Origin of the sequence: Actinomadura sp. KC345 (genome assembly GCF_004348515.1) — a bacterium.
GTDB lineage: Bacteria > Actinomycetota > Actinomycetes > Streptosporangiales > Streptosporangiaceae > Spirillospora.
The window spans coordinates 1-5,311 of the sequence record NZ_SMKH01000425.1 but is presented as its reverse complement, the minus strand read 5'-3'; the positions used below and the strand labels follow the sequence as shown (position 1 = coordinate 5,311).

Genomic DNA, 5,311 nt, shown 5'->3' with positions numbered 1-5,311 from the left:
GTCGCGGTCTGGCCGGGTCACGGTCGGTCCTCCTCGGGGAGCAGTTCGTCGCGGACGGTGGTGATCAGCGCCCTCAGCGACACCTGCACCAGGTCGACGCCCGCGATCGAGATCACCAGGTCGCCGGCGATGACGACGCCGCCGGCCAGCAGCCGGTCCAGCAGGTCGACCAGCGCGATCCGCTCCATCGGCGCGTCGCCGGCGTGGTCCAGGACGGCCGTCACCGGGACGCGTCCCGCGGGTCGGGTGCGGGCGTGGTGTCGGCGGTGTCGATGAAGGAGTACGGCGGCCACGGCCCCGTCACCTCCAGTTCGATTCCGTCCAGCCGCGCGGGCGCCGCCCGCGTCACCGCCAGGAAGCCCTCGGCCTGGTCCTCGTCCAGCAGGTAGGCGGCGTTGAGGATCTGGGTGTCGCGGCGGCCCGACAGGCCCGGGTCCTGGGGCGGATGGTGCCGGGAGGCCACGGCGTGGTCGGTGAGCTCGGCGTGGACGCCGTCGGCCGCCTCGCCCACCCGGCGTCCCGCGTCGGCGCGGCGGCGGCGCTCGTCCTGCCGGCGCCGCAGGTACGCCGTCCCCACCCCCGCTGACGGGCCTGCGCCGGAGGAGCCGGCCGGGCTGGGGCCGGTGAGGGACTCGGCCCTCGGCGCGAGCCCCCCACCGGGATCCGAGGGGTCCCGGCCGCCCGGCGCCGCCGCCGGGTCGCCGCGCATCGTCTCGGGGGACGCGTAGGCCTTCACGCCCCATTCCGAGCGGCCCGTGATGCGGTCCAGGACCGCGCCGAACCGCTCGCCCTGCGCCGCCAGGACCTCGGCGACGCGGGCGTCGTCGCGGTAGAGGGTCGCGATCCGCACCGGCGCGGTCGGGGCGGAGTGCGCGGCGCGGTCCACCACGTCGTGGTGGGCGCGGGCGGTGGCCTCCAGCCACGCCAGGTCCTCCAGGTTGGCGCGCAGCGCCGCCTCGCCGTACTCCTCCAGCCGGACGGTGCTGACCAGCGCGGTCAGGCCGCCCGCGACGACGCCGCGGACCGGCGCGCCCGCCACCCCGGCGGCGTCGCCGAGCGCGGCGGGGTCCAGGTCCCGGGCGACGCCGTACAGGTAGACGGCGGTGTCGCCGGCGAACCGGGTGTCGGTCATGATCTGGTCTCCTTCCCCCGTCCGGGACGCGACGCCGGCGCGTCACCGGCCTTCCCTGCGGCCTCTGCGGGCTCGGCCGCGGGCGCGGGTTCGGCGGCGCCGTCGCCGGCCTCGAGCGCGGCCAGCCGCTCGCGCAGCCGCCGGTTCTCCTCCTGCAGGGCGCGGTCCTCGCCGCCGGTGCCGGTCTCGGCCTGCCGGGCCTTGGACGACAGCGTCGGGTCGTGCTCCCACCAGTCGATGCCCATCTCCTTGGCCCGGTCGACCGACGCGACCAGCAGCCGCAGCTTGATGGTCAGGAGCTCGATGTCGAGCAGGTTGATCCGGATGTCCCCGACGATCACGATGCCCTTGTCGAGGATGCGTTCCAGCAGGTCGGCCAGGTTGGCCGAGGTCTTCTCCCCGGACATCGGCCGTGCGGGCGACCGGGTCCCGGTCCAGGACTCACTCAATGGTCTTCAGTCCCTCTCCACTCGTCCGCGGGGGTAGCGGCGGGCGCGGCGGTAGCCGACCAGTTCGCCGTCCGCGTCCACCTCGGTCTCGTAGATCGCCAGGATGTCGGCGGAGTCGGGGATGCGGTGTGTCTCCACGACCTCCACCTGGACACGCCAGCCGTCCTCGCCGGCGCGTTCCAGGCCCACCACGCATTCGGCGCAGCGGCCGGTCATCGCGGTGACGTGCTCGGCCGCGCGCTTGGCGGCCTCGGACGCGGACATCATCACGGGCCTCCTACCCGCCGGCCTGCTCGCGGGCGCGGCCCTCGTTCAGCCTGCGGATCAGCTCCTCCTCGCGCTCGGCGGCCTCCTCCTCGGTGATCTCACCGGCGGCGGCCTCGTCGGCGATCTGCTGCATCTCCGCGGCGATCCGGCCCGGGTCGTACAGTTGCGCCTCGGCCTGCTCGGTCAGCGTCTCGGCCAGCCAGACGACGCCGCGCACGGGCGCGAGCGGCAGCGTCACCAGCCCCGTGAACAGTCCCATCGACTACTCCTCCGGGACGAAGTCGTAGGGCGGCAGCGGGCCGATCAGCCGGACCTTGACGCGGTCGGCGTGATCGCGGGCCAGCTTGTCCACGGCCTGCTCGAACTCGGCGCGGCGGTCGGCGCGGACCAGGAACGAGGCGTCCAGGACGTCCTCCTCGCGGACCGGGGTCTTGGCGGCGACGGCCTCGGCCGCGGGTGCGGCGCCGTCGAGCAGCGCCCGCCCGTCGACCTCGCAGAGCCGTTCCATCGACTGCGCGATCAGCTCGCCGAGCCGGATCCGGTCGTAGTAGACGGCGTCGGCGACGTCGGGCGGGACCTCGCGCAGCCGCCGCGACAGCTCGGCGATCTCCGGATCGGCCGCCATGATCTCGCGGAGCACCGCGTCCTGGACGTAGGTGGCCTTCATGCGCAGCTCGACCTTGCCGTCCAGCTGGTCCAGGATGTGCCCGAACCGCTCGGAGTTGCCGGCCAGTAGTTCCTTCTCCACCGCGGCGCGGTCGGCCAGCGCCGCGCCGAACCGGAACGGCAGCACCACGGTCCCGGCGTCGACGAGCGAGTTCAGAACCCGCTGGTGGGCCACCAGGTCGGCGCGTTCGCCGAGTGCGCGGCCGCGCGGCAGGTCGCTGACGACTGCGGCGCACACGCCGCCGTCCTCGACCAGGGTGACCGGCAGGTCGTCCAAGCCGTTCACGTCGTCCGGGAGGGCCGCGCCCGAGCGGGTCACCCCGTACACGTACTGGGGGGTCCCCCCGGGGGCCGGGCCGTCCGGGGGTTGCGGCGTGGTCATGACTCCTCGTCCTCCTTCTTGCGGGACGAGCGGCGCCGTGCGGGCTGCTTGTCGTCCTCGGAGTCGTCCTCGCCGCCGAAGGTCTCCTTCAGCCGCTCCCCCGCGCCTTCCAGTGCGCCGCGGGTCTTCTTCTTGGCGCCCGACTCCTGCGCGCCCGCCAGGAACTGCGGCAGCCCCTGTGTGCCGTCGTTGGCGATGTCGAGGCGGTTCACGGCCTCGGCGAACCGCAGGTAGGTGTCGACGCTGGCGACGACGATCCGCACGTCGATGGTGAGGAGCTCGATGCCCACCAGCGAGACCCGGACGTAGATGTCGATGACCAGGCCCTTTTCCAGGATCAGGTCGATGACGTCGGCGAGGCTGCTGCCGCTTCCGCCGCGCTGGACGTAGTTGCTGCCCGAGGTCTGCTGGGCGACCGGCCCAGTCATGTCATCATCTCCCTTGCTGGGGGGTTCGTTGCCTTTTGGGGTGTTCTGGGATCGTTCACCTCACCCCTGTACCCGCACCGATCTCCCTAAACTGCCCACCCTGTTTCGGTCACCCGCCGGTCAAGGAGCACAGGAACGCCCCCCGCGGGGCCGCCTCCGCAACCAGAGGCGGCCCCGCGGGGGGGCGTTCGTACGCCGCGCCGGGCGTGTCAGCGTTTGCGTGCCGTGAGCCGCCCGACGACGACGCCCGCGACACCGGCCGCCGCCACCGGGACCGCGCGCAGCAGCCGCCCGAGCGTCATTAGCCGGGCCAGCCCGGCCACCCGCCCGGGCAGCGCCGCCACCTGCCCGCCGGCCTGCGCCGCGCCCTTCTGGACGCCCTGCGCCGTTCCCTGCGCCGCGCCCTTGGCGCCCTTGGCGGCGCCCTCCGTCGCGCCCTTCGCGCCCTTGGCGGCACCTCCGGCGGTCTTCTGCGCGGTTCCCGCACCGGACCTCGCGGCCTGACCGGCCTTGCCCGCCGTCGCCTTGCCCGCGCCGGTCTTGGCGGCGGCGCCGGTCGCGTTCCTGCTCGCCTTGCCGGGCCCGTCACCGGGCACCGAGGGGGTGTTCATCTTCCGTCCTTCCATCGGGGGGTGTGCCGCCCGGGGCGTCGCCCCGGGCGTGCCGGCTCAGCCGCCGCGCAGCCGCGGCAGCACCTCACCGGCGTAGAAGTCGAAGAAGCCGTCCTGCCGCGGTCCGATCTGCGTCACGAACACGTCGTCGTACCCGGCGTCGGCATAGGCGCGCAGCGCCGCCGCGTGCACCCGCGGGTCGGGCCCGCACGGCACCCGCGCGGCCACCATGTCCTCGGTCACCAGCCGCGACAGCTGCCGGAAATGCCGCGGCAGCGGGAGCTGCTGCTTGGCCTCGCCCGGCACGTGGTCGCTGGACCACAGCCGCAGCGCGGTCCGGCGCGCCTCGCCCTCGTCGGGGCCCCAGCACACCTTCAGCCCGCCCTGGACCGGGTTGCCCTCGCCGCCGCCGTGCCGGTACTCCCTCACCAGCTCCTCGTCGGGCATCATGCAGATGAACCCGTCGGCGATCCGCCCGGCCAGCCGCGCCGCCTTCCCCCCGAAACCCGACATGAAGATCGGCGGGGGGTCGTCCGGGAGCGTGTACAGCCGCGCGGTGTCCACCCGGTAGTGCTCGCCGCGGTGGGTGACCTGCCGGCCGGTGAACAGCCGCCGCATCAGGTCCACGGCCTCCTCGAGCATGTCCAGCCGCTCGGCGGCGACCGGCCACCGCGCGTCGACGATGTGCTCGTTGAGGAACTCGCCCGTCCCGACGCCGAGGGTGAACCGGCCGCCGGTCAGCACCGCGCTGGTGGCCGCAGCCTGCGCGACCACCGCCGGATGGGTCCGCACCAGGGGGCACGTCACCGCCGTCCCGATCGGCAGCGACGTCACCTGCGACACCGCCCCGATCACCGACCACACGAACGACGCCTGGCCCTGCTCGTCCAGCCAGGGGTGGAAATGATCGGAGATCCACAGCGCCTCGAACCCGGCGCGCTCGGCCGTCCGCGCCTGCCGCACCAGCTCTCCCGGCGCGTGCTCCTCGGTGGACAGGAAGTACCCGAATCTGGTCATCGACGCCTCCCTGTCCCTCCCCGGGTCGCCGGAACGGGCCTCCGGAACGCCTACCCCGCCGGGCGTGGGCAAACATCGGCCCCGTCCCACCGGGGCGCTCCGTCCGGGGCGGGGGACGGTTGAAACCGGCCGTCCGGGTATGCCGCAGGCCATGCCCGACCGCCGCGACATCGCCGCAAGCCGCCCCCGCCGCGCCGCCGAACCGCTGGCCTGGTGGACGGTGCTGCTGGCCGGATACCTCGCCCTGGCGTCCTCGATCACCCGCACCGAGATCGCCGTCGGCGCCCTGGCGGCCGCCGCGGGTGCCGCCGCCGCCGTGGCCACCCGGCGCGTCCTGCTCACCACCGGCACCGCACGCG

The 5,311-nt window shown here is 74.5% G+C and carries 10 protein-coding genes; 1 reads left to right on the top strand and 9 read right to left on the bottom strand.

Going from position 1 to position 5,311, the window contains the following annotated elements; genetic code table 11:
* Positions 1-17: 17 nt before the first annotated feature.
* The 9 genes from E1281_RS37235 to E1281_RS37195 all read right to left on the bottom strand — a co-directional run bounded on the left by E1281_RS37235 (position 18) and on the right by E1281_RS37195 (position 4,952).
* Entirely contained in the window at positions 18-224 is a 207-nt protein-coding gene (locus tag E1281_RS37235; RefSeq protein WP_131884402.1) for a gas vesicle protein, read from the bottom strand.
* The gene (locus tag E1281_RS37230) at positions 221-1,132 is read right to left on the bottom strand and encodes a GvpL/GvpF family gas vesicle protein (protein WP_131884401.1); all 912 of its coding nucleotides are present in this window, start codon (positions 1,130-1,132) and stop codon (positions 221-223) included. Before E1281_RS37230 ends, E1281_RS37235 begins: the two co-directional genes overlap by 4 nt.
* Complete coding sequence (locus E1281_RS37225) at positions 1,129-1,539, bottom strand: gas vesicle protein (protein WP_131884403.1); 411 nt, start codon at positions 1,537-1,539, stop codon at positions 1,129-1,131. The genes E1281_RS37230 and E1281_RS37225 overlap by 4 nt, the downstream gene beginning before the upstream one ends.
* A gap of 48 nt (positions 1,540-1,587) precedes the next feature.
* Positions 1,588-1,848, bottom strand: a complete 261-nt coding sequence (gene gvpO, locus E1281_RS37220; RefSeq protein WP_131884400.1) for a gas vesicle protein GvpO — start codon at positions 1,846-1,848, stop codon at positions 1,588-1,590.
* 10 nt (positions 1,849-1,858) lie between these two features.
* Positions 1,859-2,107 carry a gas vesicle protein GvpG gene (locus E1281_RS37215; RefSeq protein WP_131884399.1) on the bottom strand — a complete coding sequence of 83 codons (249 nt, stop codon included), beginning with the start codon at positions 2,105-2,107 and terminating at the stop codon, positions 1,859-1,861.
* 3 nt (positions 2,108-2,110) lie between these two features.
* On the bottom strand, positions 2,111-2,896 hold the full coding sequence (locus E1281_RS37210; RefSeq protein ID WP_131884398.1) for a GvpL/GvpF family gas vesicle protein: 786 nt from the start codon (positions 2,894-2,896) through the stop codon (positions 2,111-2,113).
* Positions 2,893-3,324: a gas vesicle protein GvpJ gene (gene gvpJ / locus E1281_RS37205; RefSeq protein WP_131884397.1), complete on the bottom strand. Its 432-nt coding sequence runs from the start codon at positions 3,322-3,324 to the stop codon at positions 2,893-2,895. The genes E1281_RS37210 and gvpJ overlap by 4 nt, the downstream gene beginning before the upstream one ends.
* A 209-nt stretch (positions 3,325-3,533) precedes the next feature.
* The gene (locus E1281_RS37200; RefSeq protein ID WP_131884396.1) at positions 3,534-3,935 is read right to left on the bottom strand and encodes a hypothetical protein; all 402 of its coding nucleotides are present in this window, start codon (positions 3,933-3,935) and stop codon (positions 3,534-3,536) included.
* 57 nt (positions 3,936-3,992) lie between these two features.
* Positions 3,993-4,952, bottom strand: coding sequence for a TIGR03557 family F420-dependent LLM class oxidoreductase (locus E1281_RS37195; RefSeq protein WP_131884395.1), 960 nt, complete (start codon positions 4,950-4,952; stop codon positions 3,993-3,995).
* A 151-nt stretch (positions 4,953-5,103) separates the two neighbouring features.
* Between E1281_RS37195 and E1281_RS37190 the strand changes: the two genes are divergently transcribed.
* A partial coding sequence (locus tag E1281_RS37190) for a hypothetical protein (protein WP_131884394.1) occupies positions 5,104-5,311 on the top strand: 208 nt, incomplete at its 3' end.